The sequence below is a fragment of the Symmachiella dynata genome, from assembly GCF_007747995.1.
In the GTDB taxonomy this organism is placed as follows: domain Bacteria; phylum Planctomycetota; class Planctomycetia; order Planctomycetales; family Planctomycetaceae; genus Symmachiella; species Symmachiella dynata.
In genome coordinates, this window is record NZ_CP036276.1 from 4,611,137 (window position 1) to 4,637,297 (window position 26,161).

The following is a 26,161-nucleotide window of genomic DNA, read 5'->3' on the forward strand; positions in this document are numbered from 1 at the left end:
ATCTGTATTGCCTTACTTAACAGGTCGAGCGAGACTCAACTGACCTCACGACATCAGCCGAGTTTTTCTGCTCGCTCTTCAGCTTCGAGTCGCTGTGCCAATAGACTCTCAAACCTCTTGATTGTTGCGCGGACTGTCGCGATGGAGCAACGGCACGCCTCTGCTATTTCGTCACACGTACGATCATCGTCTTCATCAAGGTAAATGACAAGAATGCTCCGTTCGAATTCCTCCAGATCACACCCGTTGATCGCCTCCTGTAAACACACTCCGACCAGTTGTTCCTGCTCTGGTTGCCCGGCCAGATCAATTGCCGCTTCGACAATCATTGCCAGGCTCTCCGGAGCGACACTGATGACTTTATTCTGTCGCCTGAAGCCAACCATCGTCTTACAGAACACAATTCTCCCCAGGAGTCCGGCGATATTCCACTGAGGCGGGTCGAATTCCGGTTTACCGACGGCGCTAAAGAAGCTGCGAAATCCTTCCTGAACAATTCCACTGGAGTCGTACGTTGCCCGATTGTGCGAATTCATGAGCCGCCGTCGCACTTTCTGCAGCATCTGTCGGACGTATCGTTCGTGCAACTCGGCGGCGGCGTTCTGGTCCCCACCTCGAAATCGCTCCACCAGCTCTCTGTCAATCTCTTTCTCTTTGTCACTTTGTGACATCGCAGATATCTCCTTGAAAAACCGTGCAATTTGTCGTCGTAAATCATTTGTCAGGGGACACGTTCGCGTCCTCCAACATTCTCATTGCGCTGAAGAGCCGTCATGCGGCATCATTTCGCAGGATTTGTCAGAATTTATCGAAAAAGATCCTCAATGTTGCATTCCCAGCGACACAGAACACTGAATTGGGATGGACCGCTACTGCCTGCCTCCACGGGGGATTCCTGTTTCAAGTCCCTCATCCAATGCCAATCGCTGCACCAATGATTCCTCAAACCTCTTGATCGTCGCGCTGACGGTCGCGAAGGAGCAATCGCAAGCATCGGCGATTTCGATGCGGGTTCTATTATCTTTCCGATCGAAATGGATTGCAAGAATTCTTCGTTCAAGTTCAGTCAACTCAGACTCATCCACGACCTGCGAAGGGACCGACTGCACAAACGTTCTCTTTCCAAATACCGCTCCGACAGTGCTGACCGCTGTGGACCACCGCTCACGCGTCGTGACTTTCGTGTTTCCCGTTAGATTCAATTCGTGAAACGCGACATCCGTATTGCCAGGTGCACGACTGAAGGGGAGTTTCTTTACAGCATTGTGAAAGGTGATCCGTCGTGGCAACAGCTCTTCCACGACAGCTTCCTTTAATGGCATCTGGACAACCCAACGCCCTCCCTGGCTTGGACTCTGGCGAACAGTCAACTCGTGTAGCTCGCCGTGATGTGACCGAATCTGCTCTTTTAGTTTGGTTGCACTGCTTTCGTCCGGCATCACAATCTGAATCGCTTTGTAGCGGTCCGAGCCAATGAAACTCCAACTCACCAGTCCGCGCCGTGAAGCAAACCGGATCACGTCTCCTGGCGGTAACGTTTCCAGCAAATGGTTATTCAGTTGCAAGGAGGTAGCCGTGTTTCCTTTATCGGAGCTGTGTGAAGGATTATCTGTAATTCCCCTTGTTCTCGTGTTGTTTCGTGAAGAGCTGGCCAGCACGGCATGAGCATTGATTGGATCAACTACTGCGCGCAAGCACCTGCCGTCTTCCACTATAGCGCAACTTCCTTACTCATTCGTTAACGACTGATTTCTGCCGCGTAGACCAATGCCGAGAACGAACCGGGGCTGAAGCTGACAGCGTATCGATCGTGTGGCGACTTGCGAATTGGCGCTGATGAATGACGGCGCTCACTGGCCGCGCATGAACGTTCAACTCCGCTAATATGCGAGATCGTCCGAACGTCAAGGAATCAAGCCCTATGAATTCATCGCGACCGTGAAAGACGCGCCGATCAACTCCCCTCAGGAAGACGAAGTGCTAGGGACCGTTCTCGCTTACGAATCCCCCGTTTCTGGTGATCCCCGGAATGAACAACGGTTCGATCGGATGCTAGATATGCTGGGCGTCAATCCTGAGACGGACCAATTGGTTGGTACCGATGAACAGGTAATCGAAGCACTGGATAGCGCCCTACGGCTGAGTCCTCGAACTCGCTGATGATCTAATTCGCACCTTTCAATCGATAGCGCTGCTCACGCCACGACTCATATAAAAGTAGTCTTGCCATGAGGTATAGCGATTTTTCATTTTCGGTATGCCGTTTCTGTTATGGCTTCCGTCTCGTGCGAAACACGCAGAGAATCTGGCTTTCCTGTTCCATAACTCGGTAAAGGATGATGTACGCCAGCCCCAGAACGATGAGTTCTGGTGTGCCGATTCTGCCGGGTCGTGGAAACTCTCCTAATCGTTTTACCGCTCGTTCCAAACGTTGAATCCGCTGTTGCACCGGATGCGAATTTTTCCTTCGAACGTAGGCATTTGCCAACTGGAGTCAATTCAGTCTGCTGGTGAGCCAGCGGACTTTCCTCCCCCTAGCTCACGCATTATTTTTTGCACGTCCTTGGCGGATGCTAATTGCCCCTCATCCGCTTCCACAAGCGCAGCCTCAACTTCGTCGATCCGCCATTTCTGCAACGAGATGAATTCGGAGACCGCCCGCTTGATGAGATAGCTCCGGTCCCGGTCCGTTATTTGTGCCAGCTTGTCCAGGAATGCGACGTCATCCGCGTCGAGACGACAGGTGATATTGGTTTTTTGCATATTCCCTCCGTGGTTGTTGCCCCAATCAGAATACATTGTCTTGCGAGACACCGCATCGACTTTCAGCAGATGACCAAGCGGTCCGCTATATTCTGAATGCTCCTTAGTGGAAAACCACTCTGATGAACTGCCTGGATAGACGCCCTTGCGGCGTCGGCACGAAGTGCCGTGTGACCTGTCCGGGGATTCAACACTTTTTGTTTCAACTACAATTTCGGTGACTTTCGCTTCGCTCCTGAACTCGCGAGAGGCTTCCGAATCAACACCAATTCAATCGGAGCCTCCACATCGGCCAGCCGCCCGTCGGCGGTGTACAGTGGTGCGTCCAGGGTGATGGCCAGTGAGAGGCAGGCCCGATCGGCGAAGGAGAGGCCCGCATCTTTGGTTGCCCCATACAGGCTCGCCGCTACCGTCGCCTGTCGTGTATCGAACGCGACGACGTCAATCCGCGCCCCTTCGAGCAGCAGAGCCGTCGCCGCCATGTCGCCGCCGCGCTCCAGCGTTTTTTTCAATACCTCGGAATAATTCACCGCCGACATGATCGCACCGAACAAATGCTGCTCGACCAGATCAGCCCCGCGCTCGCCCTGCGCATAGGCCAACACGGCGGACGCATCGAGTACGACGTCACTCACGTTCGCGCGCCGCCTCGTCGCGATGCTCCTGAATAACCTCATCCGCCAGACTTACCTCCGGCGGCACCAGATTCTGAAAGTAGGCCTGGATCGCCCGCAACGCCTGCTGCGGCGTTTGCAGATGGACCCCGGTCTCATCCTGCACGACCGAGACTTCCGATCCCTTCTTTAACCCAAACGCCGCCCTCACCTCGGCAGGCAACACGATCCGCCCCGAACCATCCACCGTCGCCCCGAACACCCGTCGTCCTTCCGCTTCACCTGCCTGCATGCCGTTCCTCCCTGATTGTGACACCTGCTTTAACGCTGACACACTTTCACAATTCGGTCAAGCACTTTCCACACTGCCGCAAACCACCATCCACGGGATGACAGCCGTTTGTGATAAATAACATCCTTTATTTCCCCCTTGCGCGGAGTGGCGAAGTCGACTACGGTCGGAAGCATGGATGATGATGCGAAGATGATAACGATTCTCAATGGCCACCGAGATTTCGCTCGTGTCGATTTGCCATCGTCGATTCGGGATGCCGGAGCGGCGTTTGCCTGGGACGAGTTTTTTGCCGGGGTCATTCGAAATCACCACACGCGGACGGCCTACTTGCAGGCGGTTCGCAAGTTTCTTGCCTGGGTGGAAGAAACCGAAACTCCACTGGAGCGCATCTCGCCCGGCATGGTGGGGGCCTATTTTAATCAGCATCCGGGAAGTTTGCCGACGAAGAAACTGCATCTCGCGGCGCTGCGTGCATTCTTCGACGTGCTGGTGCAGCGGCACGTGTTGATCCTGAATCCGGCAGCCACGGTTCGCGGAGAACGGTACGCCGTGATTGAGGGCAAAACACCGGAGATTTCGCGAGATCAAGCGCGAGACTTGCTCACATCAATTGACACGACGACACCCATCGGCCGCCGTGACAAGGCGATCATTGCCACGCTGATCTATACGGCCGCGCGTGCCGGAGCTATCGCCAATTTGCGCTTACGGGATTTTGTCTGGGATGGCTCGCAGTACGCGCTGCGTTTTCTGGAAAAAGGAGGCAAGTCGCGCGCGATTCCAATTCGGCACGATCTGCAAGGCTACTTACTGGATTATTTGAATTCATTTGAGTGGCAAACGGAAAAGAGTGAAACCGTCTTGTTTCGCTCTGGCCAGGGAAGAACGGGCCAACTCACCCAGCGTCCGCTCAGGAACATCGACATCTGCCGCATGGTCAAACGTCGCTTGCGGGATGCTGGCTTGCCGCCTCACCTCTCTCCACATTCGTTTCGCGTCGCCACAGTGACTGATTTGCTGAACCAAGGCATCGCGTTGGAAGACGTGCAATACCTGGCCGGACATGCCGATCCAAGGACGACCCGGTTGTACGATCGTCGGCAAAAGCAGGTCACGCGGAATACGGTCGAGCGGATTTCGATTTAACACAGAAAAGTATCGGAAAAGGTTCTTAAAAACAGTGAACAGAAAACAAGACCAGAGGAGCTGGTTAATAAATACTTGAAATCTGTCAGTAAATGTGCCATCTCACAGGTATGGTGGCCTGCCTTTAAAAAACTGTGCCATTGGTTATGAAGGTTTCTGAGCGATTATTGCAAGGAGATCTTTTAATGACGAAACGACGCAGGCGGCATTCGCCGCAGCAGATTGTGAAGAAGTTGCGTGACGCCGATGCGATGCTCAATGCCGGGCAAGACGAAGCGGTCGTGCTGCAGGCGTTGGAAGTCAGCCAAGCGACATTGGACCGTTGGCGGAAACAGTACGGCGGGATGAAGTCAGAGGAGGCGATGCGACTCAAGGCCTTGGAAGATGAGAACCGGCGGCTGAAGGAAATCGTGGCGGACCAGACGTTGGACATCAAGATGTTGAAACACCTTGCGGAGGGAAACTGGTAAGCCCTTTGACCTGCATCAAATTCCTGTACCACCGCTTATGAAGATCGGGTTAGGTAAAGCACGTCCTGTTTTTCATCGGAAGCTTCGTGAGCCCCGTTCGCCTTCGCTGTCGCCTCGGCCTGCGTAGCGGGAGGGGCCGAGGGGGCGGCGATGGTGGGCGGGGCGGACCCCGTTTGTCGAGTTCGAGCTGAGGTCAACCTCTGCCCAAACTCCGCCGGCGTCAAATATCCCAGTGAACTGTGTGGCCGATGCTCGTTGTAATCTTCACGCCAAACTGTTGTCAGCTGTCGTGCCGCTCGCAAACTTTCAAACTCCTCGGTCGCTAAAAACTCATCACGAAACCGGCTGTGAAAGCTTTCCGCAAAACCATTCTCCCACGGACTGCCCGGCGCGATGTACAACGCCTCCACGCCCAACTGTCCTAACCAACTCCGAAGCGCCTGCGCCACAAACTCCGGACCATTGTCGCTGCGAACATGACGCGGCACGCCCCGCATGGCGAACAATTCCGCCAGCGTGTCGATCACATCTTCACTTGTAATGCTGCGATCCACTTTCAAAGCCAAACACTCCCGGGTGTGTTCGTCGACGATCGACAACCACTTCAGCGGACTGCCGCTCGCCGTGCGATCGAACACAAAATCCCACGCCCACACATCGTTCTGGGACGCCGCTTTTCGCCGGTGACAGCCATTGGCAGTCGTTCCCAGACGGCGTTTCTTACGCTTCTTCTGCGGCACTTTCAGCCCTTCTCGACGCCACAGCCGATAGACCCGCGTGTCGCTCGCCCGCCAACCTTCGCGACGCAGCAAATGGGCGATGCGGCGATAACCGAACCGCGAACGACGACCTACCAACTGTAGCATCCGCTTGAGCAAACCATGCTCATCGTCGCGCGGTTGCGCCACATAGCGTTGGCTGCTACGAGGCTGCTTCACCACGTGGCACGCTCGCCGCTCCGACACCGCAAACGTGTGTTGCAGTTCACGGACGGCACTACGCTTTCGAGAAGGGCTTACCAGTTTCCCTCCGCAAGGTGTTTCAACATCTTGATGTCCAACGTCTGGTCCGCCACGATTTCCTTCAGCCGCCGGTTCTCATCTTCCAAGGCCTTGAGTCGCATCGCCTCCTCCGACTTCATCCCGCCGTACTGTTTCCGCCAACGGTCCAATGTCGCTTGGCTGACTTCCAGCGCCTGCAGCACGACCGCTTCGTCTTGCCCGGCATTGAGCATCGCATCGGCGTCACGCAACTTCTTCACAATCTGCTGCGGCGAATGCCGCCTGCGTCGTTTCGTCATTAAAAGATCTCCTTGCAATAATCGCTCAGAAACCTTCATAACCAATGGCACAGTTTTTTAAAGGCAGGCCAGTTGGTTAGGACAGTTGGGCGTGGAGGCGTTGTACATCGCGCCGGGCAGTCCGTGGGAGAATGGTTTTGCGGAAAGCTTTCACAGCCGGTTTCGTGATGAGTTTTTAGCGACCGAGGAGTTTGAAAGTTTGCGAGCGGCACGACAGCTGACAACAGTTTGGCGTGAAGATTACAACGAGCATCGGCCACACAGTTCACTGGGATATTTGACGCCGGCGGAGTTTGGGCAGAGGTTGACCTCAGCTCGAACTCGACAAACGGGGTCCGCCCCGCCCACCATCGCCGCCCCCTCGGCCCCTCCCGCTACGCAGGCCGAGGCGACAGCGAAGGCGAACGGGGCTCACGAAGCTTCCGATGAAAAACAGGACGTGCTTTACCTAACCCGATCTTCATAAGCGGTGGTACAGGAATTTGATGCAGGTCACGTTGACATGGTTACCTTCAGAACAACACTATTTGCCTATAACTTTTGAAACAGTTTTTTACTACCACTGAATCCTTTTATTGCCCTAATCCCACTCAGGATCAACTTGCGTGACGTTTCAAGGTGTTTCAATTGTTCTCGGCCTGACGCAGATTCCTCTCGTACCATTGCCTCCGATAGAGAGATGGCTAAAGCAGCAGCATTCTGCGGTAATGTCAGTGGCTCTGAGTTTCCAAAACAATCTTTCCAGATTCCAATGGTTCTGTTTTCAGGAGCATTGTAGATCTGTTCTCGGCGAACCATGCCGAGCGATGTCAATATCAAAACGCTGCTTCCCGGGTCATCACACAAGCTGGTCGCATACCGACTTCCCCATCTATGGCTGGCCTGTGCCCCATCAAGTAGTAAAGAAATCACAAGATTTGGTCCAATCGCCCGTAATACCTGTTGAACTGGATCAATTCTCGCGAGATCCTCGCAAATTAACGTTGAAATCGCATATCGATTTTTGAGAATCCAAAACAAACATTCCCGCTCTGAGACATCCGTATCTTCCCACCATACTTCCCCTCTCAGCCATCTTCCAAGGTCTTCATTTGTATTGTCGTTAATTTGTAATTGTGAGGCGATGTTGTAACGCATGATTTGAGATTTATCCAATCTCCAGCGGTGATGCTTTACCTGAAGACGACGAAACGACACGTACTTCATATTCGGATTAGTGTCGCTTGGTTGCTCCCCGTTGTGCCAGTGTAAGTTTACCCGCGTATACACAGCATTGATATTTCTTCCTTTTTCATCGTCTTTTACGAACCGTCGAGATTTCACCCCGCTTACAAAAAGACTTATTGGCTCAATTTCTTTTTCTCGCTGTCCATCATCTTCGCATCCCGAAACCATCAGTCTGTGCGATACTCTTTCTGCCACAGCATGTGAAAGTGCCAACTCTGGAAAAATGATGCCGTCGATGTGCCCGAGTTCGGCGTTAGCTATCCTGAGCAGATCTCGCAGTCCTGACGTAAGGTGGTGAACCTGACCATCTTCAGTGTCAGCCAAATCATAAAGCCACGTCAAATCTGTGGTATATTTGAGCTTCTCGTCCGGTCGTGTCGATTGGGGTCTGCAAGGTTGGAAACTGGTGGCACTTATTTCATATGGATAGGGGACCAATAGCAAATTTAGTCCGCCTTTGCTCTCTGGGCTGTACCCAGTAAAGGTGTTGAACCAGAATGTGTTTACAACTCCTTTTGGAGGTAGTAGAGCCAAACTATGAGAAAAAGACCGTATAGTTTGGCCAACAGTGGGAGTGAGTGCCTTCGGTTGCACACAGACCAGATACGGAGGTACGTGACGGCAAATCGAAGATGGTACGTACGGCAAAAGCTCGTTTTCAAACTCGCGTGTGCTCAATGTGTCTTCAGTTTCTTCGAAATCCGGTTCAAGATCCTTGATGCCGCTAATACGTTCTGGGCGACCGATATGATCTTTGTAGTAGGAATGCTGTTGACTCGCGTATATCAACTGATGAATAGGGTTATCGACTATTGGGAATGCCCGCGATTCCACACCCGCACACGCAATATCTGCAATGTGCAACAGTTTGATAGCCAATTGTACCCACTTAGGAGGGTCAGATCCGCGAGTTAACTTCGTTTCCAGAAGTCCTTCGTCAAAATAAGACGCCAAAGACTCCCAGTCTTTGTCCAGCTTTTTGAATGCCAGTTGGGGCGAGCCTTCACGAAGTTGTGCTCCCACTGTCTTCCAATCACATTGATCTTCAAATGAAAAAACACTTTCGGTAACGTCAAAAAAATCGGGATGTGTATATGCTCCTGACTGCTCAAGTAAAGTAGCCATAGCGGCAAACAGATCCGGTGCCCATTGGGGTACCGCGGAAATCGGTGCGTAACGTTCGCGAGGTTGCGAGGCGACGTCATGTGTGCCGTTAGTACCCATGGGAAATAACGACAATAAAAGGCCTCCGATAGTGGGGCCATCTGGCTGAGGATCGCGGGTAGTTTTTTTTAGTTTTCCACGGGAACGTGGTTTTTTCTTTTTGTCAGAATTGTCTTTTTCTGCCATCAGTGAGTGACTCCGCTACCATTCGAGAAGCGTTTTTCGACGGGCAAATGTTCTACAAAGCTGAATTCAAAGCTAACCATTGATATGGTCAAAAGCAACTTAAACAACGTCTTACCCGTTCCATTCGTCACTCTTGGTCTATCATGTCTAGTTTGGGGCACCTCGCCGCTGGCGACCGGGTGACTGCGGACGTCGCTGCCGCTCTGGTCGCTGACGCGGACGGCTAACGCCTCCTCCGGCTCCCTGGTGCAAGCGGGACTGACCGCCCCGCAACCGACGCCTGCGGCGACTGTGGGAGTTGCATGTGAAAAAGGGGGCACATCCCCCAGGTCCGTCAAGGATCGGGGCCGCGCTGCCTCTGCGGCTGCCTCCCCATCTTCATCCGCTGCGCTGCTTGCAGATCGGTGCCCTCCCCGCCGGCAGTCCTGGACTGACCTCTCCCCCTGCTTTAGGGACTTCTCGTCTCCGCTTCGCCCAAAGCATGTCTGCTTTGACTCAACGAACGAAGTTCCAATTCAGAAACGGAGAATGCCCCATGGCGACCAAGACTTCCACTGCCCAACGCGTTGACGTTTACACCCAGGTGACCAATCGCATCGTCGCAGAGCTTGAGCGCGGTGTAAGGCCTTGGCTCAAACCCTGGAACGCCGAACATGCCGCCGGACGCATTACGCGACCGCTACGGCACAACGGCCAGTATTACCTGGGAATCAACATTTTGATGCTGTGGGCTTCGGCCGAGATGCAAGGTTTTGCCTGCCCGATCTGGTTGACCTTTCAGCAAGCCAAGGAACTGGGGGGACACGTCCACAAGGGAGAGCAGGCTTCCCCCGTGGTCTACGCCAGTACGTTCAAGAAGACCGACAAGAACGAAGAGGGACAGGAACTGGAAGAAGAGATTCCGTTCCTCAAGCAATACTCGGTGTTCAACGTGGAGCAGTGCGAAGGCTTGCCGCAGCATTTCTACGCCTTGGCGGAACCGCCGAAAGAGACACTCGAACGGATCGCACACGCGGAAACGTTCTTCGCCAATACGGGAGCGAAGATCGAACACGGCGGGAACCGGGCGTATTACGCCATCGCGACCGATTCCGTGCGGATGCCCCCCTTCGAGACGTTTCGGGATGCCGAATCCCATGCGGCGACGCTGGCCCATGAGTTGACACACTGGACGAAGCACCCCTCCCGACTGGATCGCGATCTGGGCCGGAAGCGTTTTGGCGACGAAGGGTACGCAATGGAAGAACTGGTCGCCGAGTTGGGTTCCGCTTTCTTATGTGCCGATTTGCGGATCACGCCGGAATTGCGAGAGGACCACGCCAGCTACATCCACAGCTGGCTCAAAGTCCTGAAGGATGACAAACGGGCGATCTTTACCGCCGCTTCGCTCGCATCCAAGGCAGTCGATTATCTGCACGGCCTGCAACCGCAGCCGGAAGCCTGATCGGTTCCTGATGCCCGACCGTTGCGGCGGTCGGGCATTTTCTTCCCCTTATGCTTTTCTCCGATGGGAGTCTATTCCATGGACCCGAATCAAACCTTTCTCGATATGTTTAACGCCATGAAGACAGAAGACTTCGCCACCGCCCGTGAATTGGCCTTGGCTCTCCAGGAGTGGTTCGCCAAGGGGGGATTTTATCCCTACCAATACACGCCTGAGGCAATGCAGGCTTACATTGCCTCCGTCCTGCGCCGCACCGCCGGTTGCGACCCGTAGCCGATCTTTTCACTGGCCTGCTCGAAATGCGACGTCCGAACGGAGATCGCCACCGAAGTGGAAGCGCTGGAAGCAGGTTGGACCGAGATGGAATCCGCCTGCGCGGTGCAGCAGGTCTGTTTTTGCGGACGCGTGTCCTGCCTGTGGCCAGCAGGCACGACACGCGTCATAACGGCAATTGCCCGACGCGGTTCGCTGCATATTCTATGTGTCCCCGAAAATGGGGATGCCAATCTCGACGGAATCCTTAACTGAACCGCGCAAGCCAATGCAGCGGATGACGCCGGGCGTGGGTGATCGCGACGATCAGGATTTCTTTCTCCTGCTCCGGGAAGACGACCGCATAGGGAAATCGCCCCAGTTGGGCACGGCGAATCTCGTGTTTCCCGGAGTAGAACTCCCAGCGTGGGAAAGATTGGGAGCGTTCCTCAATGAGTTGAAAGGCGCGACGGACCTCCCCCAGGAACTGTTCCCCCAGTCCGGTCCGTTGCGATTCTTACCAGAGCGAAGCGTCGATGCCGTCACTCCGCGCTTCTGGAAGAACGTGCAGATTCACGCGGGCTTTCCGCTCCGATCAGCTTGCAAATGCTGTGAAATCTCCGACAAGGCGGACTCCCCATCTGTCACACGACTCGAATCCTGCCGGTGAGCCTCTAGCCGCCGGTCAATCTCCGCCGTCCAGGTGGCGGTCAGTTCTTCCAAAGAGTTCTCATCTTCTCTGAGACTCTGCTCCAGTATATCCGCCAGAAAGGCGCGGTCGTCGAGCGGCAAAGCCAGAGCCTGTTGGGCAATTTCATCACGGGTGGGCATGTTGTGACCTCATTATTATTGGGATACAGCTATTTTCACATTTCCCGGACGAATTATCGAGTTGTTTTTGAAACGCCAAGCGATCCAAGCGATTCGACTTTGCCATTTCTTGTTCGTGCGGATTCCGTGTCCCGCAAGTCCACCATCGGCCCTTGTCACTCCCAATGTCCACATCTCCAACGTTCGCCCCAACTACTTGCCCAGAATCTTGACCGATGAGACCAAAGACAAGTAACACACGATCCACAATGTTGCTGGCCCAGCCGGTCCAGAGAATTTTAACCCGAAGGCATCAAAACTCAGCAGCTTGTCACTGCCGGATTGAAACCCGAGGATTGAGACAATTGCGAAAGCGCCAATCGCTGAGAATGGCAAGGCGAAAGCATAATGACCCTTGCCTTGCCATATATCGACGATTTTCTTCCAGCTACACAGGTAGGCGATAACCAGTCCAGCGTAGACAATCAGCCCGAGTACAGTCAGAATGACGACTGCGGCACCGACATATCCCAGGAATTCTTTCATGTGTTACTCACACGTCTCTGTGAACGAAGTAGGGTATACGAAGTTGCCGCCTAATTCGCAGGTTGGCGATTCTCGAAAGTTGCATTTTAACTACTGGTTACATGTTTGTCATGCATTTTCCTGCATGAATGGCCGCCCCTGCCTGGCTCTGATCGGGACGATAGGCCAAACCGCTTGCGGGATAGCAAGTCTATTTGGGCCTAATCCTATGTCCAAACTCACGAGGCGGTGCCCGTCGCTAAGTGCTGCTGACTCGGCACGCCATTGGTTTGCCGGTAGAATTCGCGCTGCATGTCTCTAGCCCATACCACACGGTGCAGCCCAATGAAACTTACCCAGGCGTACATTCGGAACTTCCGGCGACTCGAAGACGTATCGATCGACTTCGAACCGTCCGAAACGGTCTTTGTCGGGCCGAACAATAGCGGCAAGACGTCCGCGACCGAAGTTTTTCGCCTGTTTTTGAAATCGAACGAATTCTCCATCCACGACTTCTCCGTCTCTCAAATCGCAAGGCTGGATGCGTTCGGCCGCGGCGACAACGATGAATCCCAAGAAAACGCTGACAGCAAGGGCGGGGAAGCCCTCCCCCGCATCGAGCTCGACATGTGGTTCTCGATCGATCCCGATACAGAGTTCGGCCGCGTGGGATTGCTGCTACCTGACGCTGAGCAAGTTTATGACAAGGTGGGCATTCGTCTTTGTTACGGGGCGACCGACCCTGACAAACTCCGGGAAGATTATAATTCAAAGCCCACTCTCCAAGCGACCGGAACCCCAGCAAAGCCCCTTTCACACTACCTGACGCAGCCTGGAACCCTGAAACGATATTTTACTGTTGAATATTTTTCCCTCGAAGAGGACGGCGAAAAGGTTAACGCAAGACTACTGAAGCCCGAGGAAGGAAAACGTATACTGAACTCGCTTGTTCGTGTTGAGTGTGTTGAGGCCCAGCGTAAGATTGACGACCATGGACACGGAGGGAGCACGCGACTTTCGAACGTGCTGACGACGTATTACAAACGCAACCTTGAGCAAGCTGTCGCAAGCGACGAAGCAAACCAAATCGTCGACAAACATAACGAGGAACTCACGGACCACTACACTACGGTGTTCGGCGAGCTGCTTGAGGTGATACAGGGGCTAGGCGTGCCGTCAGTTAACGACCGGCTTCTCAGGGTAGTGTCTTCACTCATCCCAGAAGTTGCGCTTCAAGGCAATACGACCCTTACATATATCGACACGCGCCGGAACCACGAGCTGCCCGAGAATTATAACGGCCTAGCAGCCCGTTGAAAAACCCCCGTTTGACACATCGATTACAATCTCCACCTGAATATGATCATCGTACGGAGGATTCCAAAATGGCGTTGGGGAAGCGGCGGTCGGAACGGCAGGGGGAGTTTTGGGTGGCGGCGACCGACTTGTCGAGCGGGCCGCAGCATCTGTTTTATGAAAAGCTTAATGCGATCCTGGCCGAGGCTGACTTCGATGACTTTGTCGAAGAGTTGTGCGAACCTTTTTACGCAGGCGGCGGTCGGCCGTCGATTCCGCCGGGCGTGTTTTTTCGCATGATGTACGTGGGCTATTTCGAGGGCATCGATTCGCAACGCGGCATCGCTTGGCGGTGCGCAGACAGCCTGTCGATCCGGCGATTTCTGGGCTACCGGCAGCACGAAGCGACGCCCGATCATTCGAGCCTGAGCCGCATCCGCACCCGCTTGCCGCTGGAAGTCTTTCACGACGTGCACGTCTGCGTGCTGCAGTTGTTGATCGCAAACAAGCTCGTCGACGGGACGACAGTCGGCGTGGATGCGACACTGCTTGAAGCCAACGCGGCGATGAAATCGATCGTCCGCAAAGACAACGGCGAGGATTGGGAAGAGTACATCAAGCGACTGGCGGCCGAGGACGGCATCGAAATCAAAACCAAGGCCGAGCTCATTCGCTACGACAAACAGCGCAGCAAAGAGGGAAAGAAGAAAGTTTCCAACGACGAGTGGGAGTCGCCGTCCGACCCCGATGCTCGCATCGCCAAGATGAAAGACGGTCGCACGCATCTGGCCTACAAGGCCGAACACGTCGTCGACCTCGACACCGAAGCGATTCTCGACGCGGAAATTTATCACGCGAACGAAGGGGACACCGCCACGCTGATTCCGAGTCTTGAGCAGGCGCAAAAGTATTTGGATCGGGCGAGCGGTTGGACACGGGACATTAAAAAGGTGGTGGCCGACAAAGGTTATCACGCAGTTGAAACGTTGGCGCGTTGTGCGACATTGGGTTGGGGGTGCGGCGGCATGAAGACGTATATCCCCGAACCGGAAAGGAAGTACGAATGGAGTTGGCTCGACCGGCCCGATGCACAACAGCAAGCCGTGACGAACAACCACCGCCGCATGCAGCGCGCGTACGGCAAGCGGTTGCAGCGTCGTCGCAGCGAAGTGGTGGAGCGCAGTTTCGCACACGTGTGCGAGACGGGCGGCGGCCGTCGCAGTTGGCTTCGCGGGATCGACGAAGTCAGAAAACGGCACCTGATGACGGCAACAGCGCACAATTTAGGCCTGGTGCTGCGCAAGCTGTTGGGAACGGGAAAAGTGCGACAATTCGGGTCGTTGTGCGCGGGAGTTTTTGTGCAATCTTGCGGCGTAATCCGCCGATTCGCGTGTCTGGGGTCGTGTGCTAGACAACTGCGCGCCATATTTCGCAAACATCACATCAACCAAGCCCAGGCCGCGTGAGCCCAAAACCAATCGTGACAGTCGCGGACGCGGAGTAATTCAACGGGCTGCTAGGTTTTAAGAACCTGATCTACTTGGCCGTGCAGCTCTGCGACTATCACTTGAGCTGGATATTCACCGAGATGAATCGGCCGCTGTCGCTGGTACTATTCATCGAGGAACCTGAGGTACACCTCCATGCCCAGGCCCAACAAGCATTCATCGCGAATGCGTGGGGCATTATTGAGGACGCGTCGAAGCGACATGGCGAAGTTGGTATGGCGCCGCAGTTGGTGGTGACGACCCACTCGTCCCACATCCTCGACACCGTCGATTTCGCCAACGTACGTTACTTCCGTCGCCGTCTATGTGAGGGGGACGACCCAACAAATACAATCACGCTGAATGCCTCGGACGTGCTGAGCCTTCGCGGTTTCCGACCTACCCAGAACACGGCTGGTAAGAACGAGATAGCAACGCCCGCACAAGTAAAGGCTAAGAAGGAGATGGACGACGAGTACGAGCGGGTAACGCTAGACTTTCTTAAACGCTACCTTAAGCTTACACACTGTGATCTCTTCTTCGCCGATGCCGCAGTCTTAGTTGAAGGCGCCGTCGAAAAGATTCTACTGCCAGAAATGATCAAGAAGACCGCCCCAGGGCTACGGCAACGATACCTCACGGTGCTTGAAGTCGGCGGCGCCTACGCGCACCGCTTTGCGAGCCTGCTTGAATTTTTGGCGGTCCCTTATCTGGTAATTACCGATATCGACTCAGTCGCCCAAAAGGACGGGGCCAAGAGGGCATCGACCTGTCGAGCAGACACGATGGACGCCGTTTCGTCAAACGGATCACTTAAGTATTTCCTCGAACTCTCGACCATTAAGGACCTCATTGGGCTAAAATGCGACTCGCAGTTGCTCCAAGATCGGCGTTGCTACATTGCCTATCAGCGGCCCTCGCTCGTTGACGGGTACACTGAGGAACAACCAATGCACGGGCGTACCCTCGAAGAAACGTTCGCCTATGAGAACCTGCCGTTGTTTCGTAACGGATCGCTCAAAATAGCGAAGGACCTCCCGGCCGAGCTAGACCACGAAAAGGAGTACGATGCGGTTTTTAAAGCAGTAAAGTCGTCCACGTTCAAGAAGACCGAGTTTGCGCTAATGGTGGCCTCATCAGGGGCCGAATGGGCTACGCCTAAGTACATCGCTGATGGCCTGAGGTGGCTCGAAGGCGAGCTACAAGCCGCTGAACCCAGTGGTCAGGAAGGTGCCGAGTAATGGCAAACTACGTTCCAACACAGGCGGATGAGGAGATCCTTACTTGTCTTAGCGAGCGGAGATCCTTTTCGGTCGTCGCTGGGGCCGGGGCAGGCAAGACCACCTCGCTGGTTGAGGCGCTCAGGTCACTCATAAGAACTGATGGGCCACGCATGCTCCGTGACGGCCAGCAGGTCGTCTGCATTACCTACACTAATCGGGCCGCTCGCGTTATCAGTGAGAGGCTTCAACAAAACCCGTTATTCGTCGTGTCTACCTTGCACAGCTTTCTCTGGGGAGAGATCCGGCATTTCCAGAAAAGCATCCGAGAATCGCTCCGCTGCCACATCCTGCCGGGGCATATCGCCAAACAAAAAGAGAAAGACAACGGCGGAAAGAGCAAGGCGGCAATTGAGGCAAGAGGGAAAGTAGCCACACTCGAGCACGCACTCCAAGAACTCGACTCAGTACCATTCTTCCGGTATGGCGACGACACCCCCTTTAGTGACTACTTGCTCGGTGAACTCGGGCACGATGATCTTCTATTAATCGCATCCGACATGATCACGACCAAGCGTGCTTTGAGCCAAGTCCTAGGCCAAAAGTATCCTTATTTTTTCGTGGACGAAGCACAAGATACGTCTCCAGAAATTGTCAATGCACTAAACGTCATTTGCTCCGGCGAAGGCCCGCCTATCATCGGTTACTTCGGCGACCCAATGCAACAGATCTATGACGAAGGCAAGGGAGACTTCGCAGGACCACCGGGATCAGAGACGGTTACCAAAGTCGAGAATTTCCGAAGTGCTCCCGAAGTGGTTACCCTACTCAATGCCTTCCGAACCGACGTCACGCAGGTTCCTGCCGGTAAGAACGCCTCAGAAATAGGCAGTGTAGGTTTGATCCTCGCGCGGTCTGAGACTCCCGAAGAACCGAGGCGGCGGTACAGCGAAGCGCAGCTGGAGCGCGCAACGCGACGGCTCGACGAAGCGGTTGAACGCTGGGGATGGGCAGTGAACACGTCGGCCAAACAGCTCTTTCTGGCACGGCGGATGATCGCTCGGCGACTTGGCTTCTTGTCCTTGCACGACCTTTTTACCGGCCCTTACGCTTCAACGAGGGCAAAGAACGATTACGAGTCCGGGGAGCACTTCCTTCTCAAGCCACTGGTTGAAATCGTCGTTCCGCTGGCCAGGGCCGACAGTGAGGGAAATACCGGGGCGGTTTTGCGACTGCTATCGACTAAGACCGTCGCCTTCAGCGCCGGCGGCCAGTATAATAAAGCGTCCATTGGAAAGGTTAAAGAGATTGCTAAAACGGTTACGAAAACGTTAGTAGGTCTGTTTTATTCAAACAAAATTGGAGACGTGATACGGTATTGCTACGAGCAAGACCTCATTCACGCGTCCGAGCGTCTCATAAAGCACCTCAACCGCGTTCCACGCGGCGATGTGTATAACGAGGAGTTGCACTCCAGAGAAAAGGCAGATTGGCTGGCCGACACATTTTTCGAGATGCGAGGCGACGAGGTCGAGAAGTATTGCACTTATCTCGACGAGAACACACCATTCAGCACGCAACACGGAGTAAAAGGTGAACAGTACGATGACGTGATCGTCGTCTTTGACGACATTGAGGCCGCTTGGACCAAGTACAGCTTTACTAAGATGCTCACCCCTGGCGTGTCCGGCGAGGCGAAAGACAGCCAGAAAGAACGGAGCCGCAAGCTAGCCTACGTCTGCTTTTCAAGAGCCAAACGAAATCTGCGAATCCTGCTGTTTACACCTGACCCGGAAACGGCCAAAAGTGAACTAACCAATCACAGGTTATTCGAGGAGTCACAGGTCAGCATCTTGGGCTAAGCTACAAAAAAGCGTACTAGCAGCCCGTTGAAAAACTCGAAAACACCATTTCAGCGGGTGCCATGTTTCATAGCCAGGGTCTAAAGCGCCATGCGAGTAGGCTTGTTTCGTCCGGCCCGGACGTTATACAAACCTACCTGGATGGCGGCAATCGTTTCCTCCCGGTCTCTCTTGCCTGCCGCTTCGACCAGTTTCTGGTAGGTCGCCGCATCCTGCACCACGACAAAGGCTTTTCCGTGGACGATCAAAACCACTGGTTCGCCGGTCTCGTCCAGCCGATCGACATACCCTGCCGTCTGGCGTTTGAAACTTGTCAATGAATCGAAGCCGCGTTCCAGATTCAGCATGGGATTCCCATTCGCATTCTATTCGATGCTAGCGGATCCCGGGTGGCTGCGTAAATGCGATCTCATTCATCCCGCATTGTGGAACGATAGTTTTTCAATGATCGCGGAAGTTCACGAGGCTAGCGAAGATTCATCGATGTGGCCAACTTTCAAACAGCAATTCGGCATCTTTGGCCATGGACACGAATTCACCATGATATTTCTTTGTTCACGCTGGCAAGTACGTCATTCCAAGAAATACTTTTGAAGAACGGATGCCAATTTGGTGGCGCGATGAAAACAGTTCGATTCCCAATGTTCCAGATCGGGACAACCGTACCAGCGAGCCCTGCGGATTTCGCGGCAAGTTGCATCGCGTCGATGGTTTCTTGCTGGTCGGTGTCGGATTTGCGGCCGAACGAAGAATTGACGGGGGCGATGACGAGGTCGACGCCTTGTTCTCGGACGTGCGCACACTTAAAACTTGGCATTGTTGAGTGCCCCAATTTGTGACGGAGAACCAACGTTTTTCCGGACTTGGATACCCCCAGTCAGTACTCGACACCAATACGGGTAGGAATTGTCGATTGTGACGCAAAACGCTGCACGAAGGCAACTTAATTCCAAAATTAGATTATGTGTCTGGAAGACTAATCGGCACTCCGATACCGGACAACGTCCCGTCTCTTGTCCGACCGCTTTGCTCGAAGCAATTTTCGAATCCCTTGCAAATGAGCACCAGGATATATCCCGGAACCTCAGGATCTCGCATTATCAAGAACACGGAGAGTCCCGTGTTTGTCGCTCATGCAAATCATTGCCGAATGTTTGCAAATAACTCGCCGGGACGAGGGATTGTTTAATTGAAAATGTCCGGCTTCGTCGCTCCAGCGGAATCTCGGCCAGCCCGTCATGCAAAGAATCCTTTCTTATCGTCCGGGAGCGGAGTATCCCAAGCGCCATCAAGCAATTTCTTTAGTCGGCGCAGCGATGTGGCCGTACGAGGGCAAACATATTTGTAATTCGCTACCGAGTAACGCTGCGCACTTGGCGCGACGATCGATTCAATCGCATCAGCCAGATCGCCAAGTATGGATTGTCCACCGTCGGAAACAGAAAACACAAGCCGACTTTGAAATCCGGACGAATTAATTTCAAGCCGATTGGTTTTCAGCCATGCTCGAACCCGTTTCCCCTTGGGCACATTTCCGCTGAGGGTTACCGTGATCTTAGTATTGGCTGTTACGTCTGCGAATATCATGCAGAAGTACGAATATAGTTTTCGATCAGCACCATTGTCCCTGTCGTCTCGGTCATCAACGATGAATGTTGACCCCTTTTCAAGGTTTTTGAGTCGTTTGTCTGCGAATCCGCCATACGCATCGAAGAAGATTCGTTTCAGTTCATTCATGAGTTTTATGCCAGATAACTCGCTTTTTCAGAAGTTCTGCCAAGCAACTGATCATCGCAGCTCGAATTGTAGCGATCGGTTTCTCGCGTGTCACTCTTTATCTACAGGTGTTAGGCCGTTTCTACCCCGCGCTCGTAGGACCGACGTGGGTGAGTCGTGTGCAACCACACGCATTCGGTTCATAGTCTCTGATACTCTTCTCACGGTGAGACGCAGCACTATTTGACTGCGATCTCTTCAATGATCGCCGCTCCCTGGGGGGCTTGGAGGTTGGCGGAACCGTCCGCTTCCTGGATCCACGGTACGCGGTGCCGCACGAGGCCGTCGAAGAGGCGAATGTTGGGGCGAACTTCCCCGTTGAGGTTCCTGCCGATGATTTTCACTGTTCTTCCTGAGAAGCGGAGGGTAATGCCTTCGGAGGGATCGAACTCTGCCGAGTCGAGCCAGGCGTAGCCCAAGGCGGTGATCCGGCCGTTCTTGTGGCGGATCTCCAGCATGATCGCGTGGTCCCGAACGCCCCGCAGCCAGCCAAACGCGCCGCAGTCTTCAAAGCCGTCTGTCTCCGGCTGAGACGGGGTGTCTTGGCTCTCGGATCGTTTCCCGACATATTTATCCAGCAAACTATCGGACATATTGCATCTCCTCCCGTTCCCGAGGTTGGCTCTCGTGAATGTTTTCGTGTTCCCGCTCCCGCAGCATCGTCGACTGCCGCTGTACGGCGCCGTTGACGAACTCGGTCGCTGAGAGGCGCTCGTCCCCATGGTTGATGGCATCGCGCAGCGCCTGCTTATCGTCGGTGTAGATCGTGACCCGTTCCCTCGCCCGTGAGGCCGAGACGTAGAACTGTTCTCGTGAACTTGCCGGGAACGATTGGCTCGACTGGCCGACGAAGACGCGATCGACCGTTTTCCCCTGGCTGCTGTGGGACGTGACGACGTAGCCATGCGTGAAGTGACCGAAGTTTTTGCCGACGGTCCAACCGTTGTTCAGGAGGATGTTCCCCTGGTCGTCGAAGCCCCGCACCTCATAAACCGCCCCGTTGTTGAGCTTGTGCTTTCCGTCCGCCGTCTGGCCGTTGTGCGTGATACGGATTTTGTCCCCCTGGGCCAGCGCGAGCGTGCGTGCCTGAAACACTTGAAACCGATTGGCCTGATCGAACGGCAAATTCTCAATGTCGTCCGCCGTCACCCGCTCTCCGCGCCGAAAGCCCTTCGCATTCTGATGGAATTGCAACACGTCCCCGGCCCGGTAATTCACGCCGTCCCCTCGCTCCGCTTCGGTCAAGTAGGAATTTTGCAGCACCTCAAACGTTCGTTCGTCCGTGCCAATGGTTCCTTCCGCTTTCAAGGACCGGCGAATCTCACTCGTGATGCGATCCCCTTCGGCATGGGTTGGTGAGACAACGAGAGCGGTTTTCCCCTTCAAGACTGACGCAACGTAATCGACGGCCAACTGCCGGTCCCGTTGATCGTCCGCAATCTCGTGCACCCAGCCGAGGTCGTCCAGCCGATCAAGTCCCACCGCTGCGTTCCCTTCACTGAGCGCCTTCACCGCTGCTTTGTACGAGCCGCACTGCCGTTGGATTTCTTTCACTTCTGCCGGTACCAACCCCGCCTCTTCCTCTAGGACCCGCAACGCGGCCCCCCGTTCCACCGAGCCGTGCTGCCGCCAGTCCCCACTGAGTAACACGCGAGAGTCGAGCTTCTCTGCCAGCTGGAAGACCTGCCGCATGGTCTTCATCCCCAGCAAGCCCGCTTCATCGATCAGGATCATTTGGCCGGCAACTTTGCTTTGGAGTTGTTCATCGACCAGCAACCGAGCCACCGTCTCCGCGTCAAAGCCCTCGCTCCGCAAGACACCACGACTAGCATCCGCCGAGGGGGCGAACGCATAGACTTTGGTTCCCGCCCCTTCGATCGTCTCGACCGCTTCTTTGAGAAGTGTAGTTTTGCCGACGCCAGCGGCCCCGCGAATGACCATCACCCGGTCGCGGGATTCGACAACATGCCGAACCGCGCGCTGCTGGTCCGCGTTGAGCCACTCCCGTTTGAATGTCTCCAATTTCCGGACAAACGGAGCACAGGTTCCCCGTCCCCGCCGCGCAAATTCGATCACCTGCTTCTCTTCCGCCAGCACGTCCAGCGTGGACGCCATGCGGCGTCCCTGTCGCTCCCCGACAATCAGCTCACTCCGTTTCGCCCGATCAAGAACCTGTTCGACCGTAGCTTGACCCACGGAATGTGTGAGCGCCGTCGCCAACACCTTCCGTTCGGGAACGACCGACTTTCGTTCGAACTCGTGGCTCAGCGCATGTTCGACGGCCCTCACCGCCGCATTTCCATCTTGCGGCTCGGCAGCCGTGCCGATTCTCTTTTCCAGGGCATCCAGTGAATTCCATTCCTGATCGGTCATCCGTTCCCGCCATGTCCCCTGCAAATCGCCGAGTGTCAAGTTCTGCTGTTTCCGTTCCCTGGTTCTGGCTCCCAGATGCGACTTGGTTTCCGGATTGTCGATCCCCAGTTTCTGCGCTTGTTCCTCAATCAGCGCCGTCCGTCGCGAAAACTTCTGGACTAACTCCGGCGTCACCTCGGCCAGTTCCCAACCATGCTTCGAACGTGTAACCGGCAAACCGAGATCCGACAAGCGACTCGCCAGCCGCGAATGGAACACCGCTTCGAAGTAGGGAGCGTCCTGCTTCAGTCCCCGAAACTGCCCCGCCTTCCAGGCTTGCTCCTCCTTGTCGTGCGTGACGTTGAAAACAAAGCAATGTGCGTGCAAATGCGGATCGGGGACACCGTCGACCGGTCTGGACGTGAAGTGGATAAACTCTCCCCAAGTCATGTTACCGGTGCGTTTGTTCTCGTTCTTGCCCTGCTTCCGGACTCGGGTTTGCATCTCCGCTTCCATATCGTGCATCGTACCGTCCACGGCATCCCGGAAAGCGTCGAGCAACCGCTCGTCCCGGGACATCCCGTAGAGCAGCGACAGACTTTTAGGGACATGGAAGTTGAAATCGTACCCCACGGTCCGGTCAGCGTTTTGCCGCAACGTCAGTTGCCGGCCGGTCCGAGGATCGCGGTTTTCGCAGAGGGCTTCCCAGTCAAACCGATCGACCTCGCCCGCCAGTCCCAGGCGACGCGCCCCCTTCCCCCGCCAGCGGCCGGGGAGTTCCTGTTCTCCGTCGAGGTAGTAATCGGCCGTCGAGTAATAACTCTTCGCGCGATCCACCCCTGTGCTCTGAGTGATGCGTAGCATGCCTCATTGTACGCCCGGAAGCTCTTAAGAAACGTTAATGCGGGTCACTGTCCCGGCGTGTCAATTTGTGGCAGGGATTGTCCGGCGATTCGGTAGTTCCGGTATCAGTCAGGCCAAGTGTCTCGTTCGTTTTCAATAGCTTGGTTCTCCGGAAACGCGCCACACGACCATTGATGAAGCACCCTAACGCCTTCGTCGTCCCACTCCAGCAGAAAATCGGCTCCCCCTGAAGGTCGCCCCCAATTTTCGACTGGATCGGGGCGCTGCGCTCCGACCGAGTGGCGTTTTCGTGAGGTGCCATCAAGGTCGCGATGGGCGTGACCGGGAACTTCAAAGGAAAACGAACAAGGAGACCAAACCATGACTGACACGAACACCAAGGAAACCGCCGCGACGAAACCCCCCAGCCACAGTGCCTATCAGGTCCGTGACCGCGAAGGCCGCAAGAGCTTTTGGACGAGAATCGGCTCGGCCTGGGCACATGCCGACGGACAGGGGTTCAACATCCAACTCGATTGCGTTCCGCTCGATGGCAAGATTGTCCTGCGGATCATGACGGAGCACAAAGAGTAACTCCCTAACATCAACCGCTGGGGCGGATCGGCAACGGTCCGCCCCCTTTTCTGTTTCGATCACGGCGCCGGGTCCCACCGCCGTTCGAAATCCATCGTCCAATTCACCGCCGACCAGCCAAACGGAAAGGTCCCCTCCGGACCGGCATTTTGAATTGAACGGTATGACGCGCCAGAGTGCGCCCAACAATTGGCTCATCTGCAGTCCGGATACGGCCTGCACTGATGGGCAATAATAGCCTCCCCGAGACCAAAGTCGACTGGCTGAATACGGGCCTCTCTGGCTCTGTTGAACAACGGCGAAAAACGAAAGAGTTGAAAACTGAACAGTAATAAAATCTGTCAGACGTCTTCCCTTAGCCCAGCTCTAAGGCTCCCAAAAATTTTTTTCACCGTGAAAACGATTCCACGACGAAGCGTGTCGGCGACTTGGCGACGATACGGAACGTCGTGTTTCCGTAAATACGACTTCACGACAATACGCTCAATCGACCGTGCGCGGCCTAAACCGTCACAGTGATCTTGATAGTTGATTTCAGTCGCGAAGAAAGTGATTGACTCCGTTTCCAATCCGGTTTACTGAAAAGGGAGAATCGTAAAATCGTAATCACGACGGAACATGCCCAAAGTCATCGCGTTACTCAATCAAAAAGGAGGTGTCGGCAAGACGACCCTCGCTGTGCATCTGGCCACCGCATTTGCGCGGAAGGGCCGCACGGTCCTGTTGCTGGATGCCGACCCACAAGGAAGTGCCCTCGATTGGGCAGCCGCCCGTCACGGCGATCCGCTGTTCCCTGTCGTCGGTCTGCCTAAGTCGTCAATCCACAAAGAACTCCCGGCCCTGACCCGTAACTACGACCTCGTGCTGATTGATGGTCCGCCGCGCGTCTACGACGTGGCCCGCTCAGCCATCATGGCCAGCGATCTGGTGCTCGTCCCTGTGCAGCCGTCCCCGTACGATGTCTGGGCCGCCAAAGAGATCATCGATCTGATGAACGAGGCAGACGTCTACAAGCCGACCCTCAAGCGGGCGTTTACGATTAATCGTAAAATCGTAAATACGGCGATCGGTCGTGACGTGGCCCAGGCCTTGTCCGAATATCCGATTCCCGTGCTGAACACGGCGGTTTGCCAACGCGTCGCCTTCGCGGAGAGTGCCGCGCAAGGGATCACGGTCTTTGAACTCGATCCCCAGATGCTGGCTTCCCAGGAGATCAGTCAACTGGCGGACGAAATCCTGGAGTTAATCGCATGAAGAAGGTAAATTTCGGAGCTAAGCGTCCCAGCCTTAGCGGACAAGGAACCGTCGATGATTGGGTTGGCAACAAAGAACCGACGAAACGACTGACGATCGACGTCCCGGTGAGTCTCCACAAACGAGTCAAGAGCCGTTGTGCGATGGACAACCTCGTGATGGCGGACGTCATTCGGGAACTTCTGGAGCAACGGTTTCCGCATTCCCCCGAAGCGGAGCACGGAGTGCCATCGTGAATACGACGCATCGTAAATACGACTTCACGATCAACCGGCTGCTGCACCTCTTTATACCTCTGCGGTGGCGTTGAGATGGTCGGCCGCCGCAGACCTCTGGGAGATCAACAACCGGACCTGTTCGCCGCCAGCTTTGCCGATATTCCCGTGCGGGATCAACGGGATACAATGGAGCGACCCTTCTTCAGTCTGGCCAAGCGGCCCAGAGTGGCTCCCATCGAATATCAGGTCGGTGACGTCTGGGTGGAGGTGAGTGCCAATCCGAAGTTCGGCATGGCCACGATCTGGGATGCCGACATTTTGATTTGGGCTTCAACGCAGATTACCGAAGCTCTCGACCGGAAGCTGAAGCCGTCACGCACAATTCAATTTCATCCATATAATCTCCTGAAGTCAATCCGCCGCACGACCGGTGGAGCCGATTACGTCCGACTGCGAGCCGCGTTAGAGCGACTCACGCATACGGCCGTCCGCACGAACATCCGGGCCGACGGGAAACAGAAATTCGCTTCGTTCCATTGGCTCGAAAGCTGGACTGAGACCACCAATGAAACCACCGGTGAACCGCTGGGGATGACGCTGACCTTACCCGACTGGCTGTATAGCGGAATCGTCAAGCGGGGAGGGGTCCTCACGATCCACGAAGACTATTTCTTGCTTACCGGAGGGATCGAACGTTGGCTGTACCGCGTGGCTCGCAAACATGCCGGGCGGCAGGAGATCGGTTGGAGATTCACGATGCGGCAACTGTACGCCAAGTCCGGCTCGGCCGCCCGCTTCTCCGATTTCGCGCTGGACATTCGCAAAGCCGTCCAGCGAAATCAACTCCCCGAATATGAACTGAACAGCTACCGTAACCCAGCGGGGGACGAGATCGTCTCCTTTGTCCATCGTTCCCGTCTCTTGATCAGCAATCCCCAGTTCAAGTGGACACGCAACCCCCAGCGTCGCTATACGCAGGGCAGCATCACCGAATCGTAGTCGTTTGCTGACCGACCGGCACCTGATTCGGGTGATTGGGCGTAAGACACGCTGTGACGTTGCT

At 54.9% G+C, this 26,161-nt stretch carries 28 protein-coding genes and 2 pseudogenes; 14 read left to right on the forward strand and 16 right to left on the reverse strand.

The window, feature by feature from the left end:
- Window positions 1–53: 53 nt before the first annotated feature.
- Window positions 54–671 carry an RNA polymerase sigma factor gene (locus Mal52_RS17420; RefSeq protein ID WP_145377603.1) on the reverse strand — a complete coding sequence of 206 codons (618 nt, stop codon included), beginning with the start codon at window positions 669–671 and terminating at the stop codon, window positions 54–56.
- Between the two features lie 198 nt (window positions 672–869).
- Window positions 870–1,712, reverse strand: a complete 843-nt coding sequence (locus Mal52_RS17425) for a hypothetical protein (protein ID WP_145377604.1) — start codon at window positions 1,710–1,712, stop codon at window positions 870–872.
- 226 nt (window positions 1,713–1,938) lie between these two features.
- On the opposite strand from Mal52_RS17425, the gene Mal52_RS17430 reads away from it, so the two are divergent.
- Window positions 1,939–2,160: a hypothetical protein gene (locus Mal52_RS17430; protein ID WP_145377605.1), complete on the forward strand. Its 222-nt coding sequence runs from the start codon at window positions 1,939–1,941 to the stop codon at window positions 2,158–2,160.
- Between the two features lie 109 nt (window positions 2,161–2,269).
- Here the strand turns inward: Mal52_RS17430 and Mal52_RS30570 are convergent, their stop codons facing one another.
- The 4 genes from Mal52_RS30570 to Mal52_RS17450 all read right to left on the reverse strand — a co-directional run bounded on the left by Mal52_RS30570 (window position 2,270) and on the right by Mal52_RS17450 (window position 3,669).
- Complete coding sequence (locus Mal52_RS30570; protein ID WP_145377606.1) at window positions 2,270–2,488, reverse strand: type II toxin-antitoxin system RelE/ParE family toxin; 219 nt, start codon at window positions 2,486–2,488, stop codon at window positions 2,270–2,272.
- 11 nt (window positions 2,489–2,499) lie between these two features.
- Window positions 2,500–2,763: a CopG family ribbon-helix-helix protein gene (locus tag Mal52_RS17440; RefSeq protein WP_197534281.1), complete on the reverse strand. Its 264-nt coding sequence runs from the start codon at window positions 2,761–2,763 to the stop codon at window positions 2,500–2,502.
- Between the two features lie 206 nt (window positions 2,764–2,969).
- On the reverse strand, window positions 2,970–3,398 hold the full coding sequence (locus Mal52_RS17445) for a type II toxin-antitoxin system VapC family toxin (RefSeq protein WP_197534282.1): 429 nt from the start codon (window positions 3,396–3,398) through the stop codon (window positions 2,970–2,972).
- On the reverse strand, window positions 3,391–3,669 hold the full coding sequence (locus Mal52_RS17450) for an AbrB/MazE/SpoVT family DNA-binding domain-containing protein (protein ID WP_145377609.1): 279 nt from the start codon (window positions 3,667–3,669) through the stop codon (window positions 3,391–3,393). The genes Mal52_RS17445 and Mal52_RS17450 overlap by 8 nt, the downstream gene beginning before the upstream one ends.
- A gap of 174 nt (window positions 3,670–3,843) precedes the next feature.
- Here Mal52_RS17450 and Mal52_RS17455 point away from each other — a divergent pair, with 174 nt between their 5' ends.
- Both Mal52_RS17455 and Mal52_RS17460 read left to right on the forward strand, forming a co-directional pair.
- Complete coding sequence (locus Mal52_RS17455) at window positions 3,844–4,818, forward strand: tyrosine-type recombinase/integrase (RefSeq protein ID WP_145377610.1); 975 nt, start codon at window positions 3,844–3,846, stop codon at window positions 4,816–4,818.
- Window positions 4,819–5,003: 185 nt separating this feature from the next.
- Window positions 5,004–5,279 (forward strand): annotated as a pseudogene (locus Mal52_RS17460) (transposase); the annotation flags it as partial.
- A 44-nt stretch (window positions 5,280–5,323) separates the two neighbouring features.
- On the opposite strand, the gene Mal52_RS17465 reads toward Mal52_RS17460, so the two are convergent.
- Both Mal52_RS17465 and Mal52_RS17470 read right to left on the reverse strand, forming a co-directional pair.
- Entirely contained in the window at window positions 5,324–6,253 is a 930-nt protein-coding gene (locus Mal52_RS17465; RefSeq protein WP_231962381.1) for an IS3 family transposase, read from the reverse strand.
- A 50-nt stretch (window positions 6,254–6,303) separates the two neighbouring features.
- Window positions 6,304–6,588, reverse strand: a complete 285-nt coding sequence (locus tag Mal52_RS17470) for a transposase (protein ID WP_420824937.1) — start codon at window positions 6,586–6,588, stop codon at window positions 6,304–6,306.
- A gap of 73 nt (window positions 6,589–6,661) precedes the next feature.
- On the opposite strand from Mal52_RS17470, the pseudogene Mal52_RS30255 reads away from it, so the two are divergent.
- A pseudogene (locus tag Mal52_RS30255) lies at window positions 6,662–6,877 on the forward strand (integrase core domain-containing protein); the annotation flags it as partial.
- Between the two features lie 242 nt (window positions 6,878–7,119).
- Here Mal52_RS30255 and Mal52_RS17480 read toward each other — a convergent pair.
- A complete protein-coding gene (locus Mal52_RS17480) occupies window positions 7,120–9,165 on the reverse strand; it encodes a hypothetical protein (protein ID WP_145377612.1) in 2,046 nt (681 codons plus the stop codon).
- 535 nt (window positions 9,166–9,700) lie between these two features.
- On the opposite strand from Mal52_RS17480, the gene Mal52_RS17485 reads away from it, so the two are divergent.
- Together Mal52_RS17485 and Mal52_RS17490 are read left to right on the forward strand one after the other, a co-directional pair.
- Window positions 9,701–10,609 (forward strand): ArdC family protein, encoded by a 909-nt coding sequence (locus Mal52_RS17485; RefSeq protein ID WP_145377613.1) that lies wholly within the window; start codon window positions 9,701–9,703, stop codon window positions 10,607–10,609.
- Window positions 10,610–10,687: 78 nt separating this feature from the next.
- The gene (locus Mal52_RS17490; protein ID WP_145377614.1) at window positions 10,688–10,882 is read left to right on the forward strand and encodes a hypothetical protein; all 195 of its coding nucleotides are present in this window, start codon (window positions 10,688–10,690) and stop codon (window positions 10,880–10,882) included.
- A 552-nt stretch (window positions 10,883–11,434) separates the two neighbouring features.
- On the opposite strand, the gene Mal52_RS17495 is transcribed toward Mal52_RS17490, so the two are convergent.
- Together Mal52_RS17495 and Mal52_RS17500 are read right to left on the reverse strand one after the other, a co-directional pair.
- Window positions 11,435–11,692, reverse strand: coding sequence for an addiction module protein (locus Mal52_RS17495; protein ID WP_145377615.1), 258 nt, complete (start codon window positions 11,690–11,692; stop codon window positions 11,435–11,437).
- Window positions 11,693–11,884: 192 nt separating this feature from the next.
- On the reverse strand, window positions 11,885–12,217 hold the full coding sequence (locus Mal52_RS17500; RefSeq protein WP_145377616.1) for a hypothetical protein: 333 nt from the start codon (window positions 12,215–12,217) through the stop codon (window positions 11,885–11,887).
- A gap of 324 nt (window positions 12,218–12,541) precedes the next feature.
- Here Mal52_RS17500 and Mal52_RS17505 point away from each other — a divergent pair, with 324 nt between their 5' ends.
- The 4 genes from Mal52_RS17505 (at window position 12,542) to Mal52_RS17520 (ending at window position 18,061) form a co-directional block, all read left to right on the forward strand.
- On the forward strand, window positions 12,542–13,513 hold the full coding sequence (locus tag Mal52_RS17505) for an AAA family ATPase (RefSeq protein ID WP_197534284.1): 972 nt from the start codon (window positions 12,542–12,544) through the stop codon (window positions 13,511–13,513).
- A gap of 68 nt (window positions 13,514–13,581) precedes the next feature.
- Window positions 13,582–14,958, forward strand: coding sequence for a transposase (locus Mal52_RS17510; protein ID WP_197534285.1), 1,377 nt, complete (start codon window positions 13,582–13,584; stop codon window positions 14,956–14,958).
- A gap of 47 nt (window positions 14,959–15,005) precedes the next feature.
- Window positions 15,006–16,220, forward strand: a complete 1,215-nt coding sequence (locus Mal52_RS17515; RefSeq protein WP_145377618.1) for an ATP-dependent nuclease — start codon at window positions 15,006–15,008, stop codon at window positions 16,218–16,220.
- Window positions 16,220–18,061, forward strand: a complete 1,842-nt coding sequence (locus Mal52_RS17520; RefSeq protein ID WP_145377619.1) for a UvrD-helicase domain-containing protein — start codon at window positions 16,220–16,222, stop codon at window positions 18,059–18,061. The genes Mal52_RS17515 and Mal52_RS17520 overlap by 1 nt, the downstream gene beginning before the upstream one ends.
- 80 nt (window positions 18,062–18,141) lie before the next feature.
- On the opposite strand, the gene Mal52_RS17525 is transcribed toward Mal52_RS17520, so the two are convergent.
- The 5 genes from Mal52_RS17525 to mobF all read right to left on the reverse strand — a co-directional run bounded on the left by Mal52_RS17525 (window position 18,142) and on the right by mobF (window position 23,053).
- On the reverse strand, window positions 18,142–18,408 hold the full coding sequence (locus Mal52_RS17525; protein ID WP_145377620.1) for a type II toxin-antitoxin system prevent-host-death family antitoxin: 267 nt from the start codon (window positions 18,406–18,408) through the stop codon (window positions 18,142–18,144).
- A 188-nt stretch (window positions 18,409–18,596) separates the two neighbouring features.
- The gene (locus tag Mal52_RS17530; RefSeq protein ID WP_145377621.1) at window positions 18,597–18,878 is read right to left on the reverse strand and encodes a hypothetical protein; all 282 of its coding nucleotides are present in this window, start codon (window positions 18,876–18,878) and stop codon (window positions 18,597–18,599) included.
- A 419-nt stretch (window positions 18,879–19,297) separates the two neighbouring features.
- Window positions 19,298–19,798, reverse strand: coding sequence for a hypothetical protein (locus tag Mal52_RS17535; RefSeq protein WP_145377622.1), 501 nt, complete (start codon window positions 19,796–19,798; stop codon window positions 19,298–19,300).
- A 218-nt stretch (window positions 19,799–20,016) separates the two neighbouring features.
- Complete coding sequence (locus Mal52_RS17540; protein ID WP_145377623.1) at window positions 20,017–20,430, reverse strand: hypothetical protein; 414 nt, start codon at window positions 20,428–20,430, stop codon at window positions 20,017–20,019.
- Window positions 20,420–23,053 (reverse strand): MobF family relaxase, encoded by a 2,634-nt coding sequence (mobF, locus tag Mal52_RS17545; RefSeq protein ID WP_145377624.1) that lies wholly within the window; start codon window positions 23,051–23,053, stop codon window positions 20,420–20,422. The genes Mal52_RS17540 and mobF overlap by 11 nt, the downstream gene beginning before the upstream one ends.
- A 360-nt stretch (window positions 23,054–23,413) precedes the next feature.
- On the opposite strand from mobF, the gene Mal52_RS17550 reads away from it, so the two are divergent.
- From Mal52_RS17550 to Mal52_RS17565, 4 genes are all read left to right on the forward strand, one after another.
- Window positions 23,414–23,626, forward strand: a complete 213-nt coding sequence (locus Mal52_RS17550; RefSeq protein WP_145377625.1) for a hypothetical protein — start codon at window positions 23,414–23,416, stop codon at window positions 23,624–23,626.
- A gap of 618 nt (window positions 23,627–24,244) precedes the next feature.
- On the forward strand, window positions 24,245–24,880 hold the full coding sequence (parA, locus tag Mal52_RS17555) for a ParA family partition ATPase (protein ID WP_145377626.1): 636 nt from the start codon (window positions 24,245–24,247) through the stop codon (window positions 24,878–24,880).
- The gene (locus tag Mal52_RS17560; protein ID WP_145377627.1) at window positions 24,877–25,116 is read left to right on the forward strand and encodes a hypothetical protein; all 240 of its coding nucleotides are present in this window, start codon (window positions 24,877–24,879) and stop codon (window positions 25,114–25,116) included. Before parA ends, Mal52_RS17560 begins: the two co-directional genes overlap by 4 nt.
- A 75-nt stretch (window positions 25,117–25,191) precedes the next feature.
- The gene (locus Mal52_RS17565) at window positions 25,192–26,097 is read left to right on the forward strand and encodes a replication initiator protein A (protein ID WP_145377628.1); all 906 of its coding nucleotides are present in this window, start codon (window positions 25,192–25,194) and stop codon (window positions 26,095–26,097) included.
- Window positions 26,098–26,161 lie beyond the last annotated feature (64 nt).